Genomic DNA, 1791 nt, shown 5'->3' with positions numbered 1-1791 from the left:
CTGCGATCATCCTGATGTTCGTGGTCCTGTACTTCCTGATGATCCGCCCGCAGATGAAGCGTCAGAAAGAACAAAAGGCCATGATGGACGCCCTGGCCAAGGGCGACGAAGTGGTCACCTCGGGTGGTCTCTTGGGTCGCATCACCAAGGTGGCCGAGGGTTACATCACCATCGAAGTGTCTGAAGGCACCGAAGTCATCGTGCAAAAGGGCGCCATCACCACCCTGCTGCCCAAGGGCACCATTCGTGATGCTCAAGTTTGGGTCTAACCTTTCTATTTTCACTTTCACCCTGCCAGGGTCTTGATAATGGGTGATCTTGATTACTTGGTCGATGGACTAGGCAAAACGTCATGATACCAGTCGGTCAGTGCACTTACGGTGACTTGCCCCAAGAATTAGCTACACCGAACAGTAGAATCCGCTCAGGACAATCACGGAATCACTGGGGTGATGGGTTACCGCACGCCCAACCACAAGCCAGGTACGTTCAATAAGCAAGCGTATGAATACGATGCTTACCGGGCGAATACATCTGCCCGCAAGGCCAATTCTTGCGCTACAGCCCAACCAATCGGCAGAGGTATCGGCAATACAAATCCAGTCCAGAGCAATGCCGGGGCTGCAAGGTACGCGAGCAATGCACCAATGGCGCCAATCCGGTCAAGGTGGTAACGCGCCACGTGTGGGGGAGCGTTCCAAGGAGAATGTGGATGAACGGCGTCGTACCGAGGGGGGGCAAGCGCATCTATGCCCGACGCGAGGAAACGGTAGAACGCAGTTTTGTTTAGTGCCTCGGCCTGCCTACAAAAATGACTACAGCGCAAAAATGCTCACCTTGCTTGGTTTCTGCACTATCGACCATCCACGAATGACCTACGCCTGAAAAACAACACCCCGTGTTCGAAAACACGGGGTGTTGTCAATCTGAAGCCCATTAACGAATATTGGGCTTTTTTGTCAAGCAGAAATGGGTAGTCAGGTGGGTATTTATTCGTATATGTTCGTTTTTATATTTTCTTAAGTTATTGAATATTAAGTATAAATTAATTTACATCAGAATAATGTCGTACTGCTCCTGCTGATAATCACTCTGCACCTGCAAGGAAATCGGCTTGCCGATGAAATCCCCCAGCATGGCCAGGTGTTGCGATTCTTCCTCCAGGAACATGTCCACCACCACCTGCGAGGCCAGGATGCGGAATTCGCGCGGGTTGAACTGCTTGGCTTCGCGCATGACTTCGCGCAGGATTTCGTAGCACACCGTGCGCGAGGTCTTGACCTGTCCGCGTCCCTTGCAGGCCGGGCAGGTTTCGCACAGGATATGGGCCAGCGATTCGCGGGTGCGCTTGCGGGTCATTTCCACCAGCCCCAGGGTGGAGAAGCCCGATACCGAAATCTTGGTGCGGTCACGCTGCAAGGCCTTGCCCAGCTCGGCCAGCACGGCCTGGCGATGCTCCGTGCTTTCCATGTCGATGAAGTCCAGGATGATGATGCCGCCCAGATTGCGCAGCCGTAACTGGCGTGCAATGGCGTGCGCCGCTTCCAGGTTGGTCTTGAAGATGGTGTCGTCGAAGTTGCGACCATTGACGAAGCTGCCGGTGTTGACATCGATGGTGGTCATCGCCTCGGTCTGGTCGACGATCAGGTAGCCGCCCGACTTCAGGTCCACCCGCCGTCCCAGTGCCCGTTCGATTTCCTCTTCTACGCCATACAGGTCGAACAGCGGGCGCTCGCCACGATAGTGCATCAGCTTGGTCAGTACCGAAGGCGTGTAGATGGCGCCGAACTC

At 54.6% G+C, this 1791-nt stretch carries 3 protein-coding genes; 2 read left to right on the top strand and 1 reads right to left on the bottom strand.

Annotation, left to right across the window (positions count from 1 at the left end):
- Window positions 1–5 precede the first annotated feature (5 nt).
- Window positions 6–269: a preprotein translocase subunit YajC gene (gene yajC, locus I5W_RS03500; RefSeq protein ID WP_252716875.1), complete on the top strand. Its 264-nt coding sequence runs from the start codon at window positions 6–8 to the stop codon at window positions 267–269.
- A 284-nt stretch (window positions 270–553) separates the two neighbouring features.
- Entirely contained in the window at window positions 554–790 is a 237-nt protein-coding gene (locus tag I5W_RS29350) for a transposase (RefSeq protein ID WP_159106101.1), read from the top strand.
- A 260-nt stretch (window positions 791–1050) separates the two neighbouring features.
- Here I5W_RS29350 and I5W_RS03495 read toward each other — a convergent pair.
- On the bottom strand, window positions 1051–1791 hold a 741-nt coding region (locus I5W_RS03495; RefSeq protein ID WP_044528192.1), incomplete at its 5' end, for a ribonuclease E/G.

This window comes from Herbaspirillum sp. B65, from assembly GCF_000333555.1.
Taxonomy (GTDB): domain Bacteria; phylum Pseudomonadota; class Gammaproteobacteria; order Burkholderiales; family Burkholderiaceae_D; genus Herbaspirillum; species Herbaspirillum rubrisubalbicans.
Note: the sequence above shows the minus strand (reverse complement) of the source record. Positions and strands in the feature narration are given on the sequence as shown.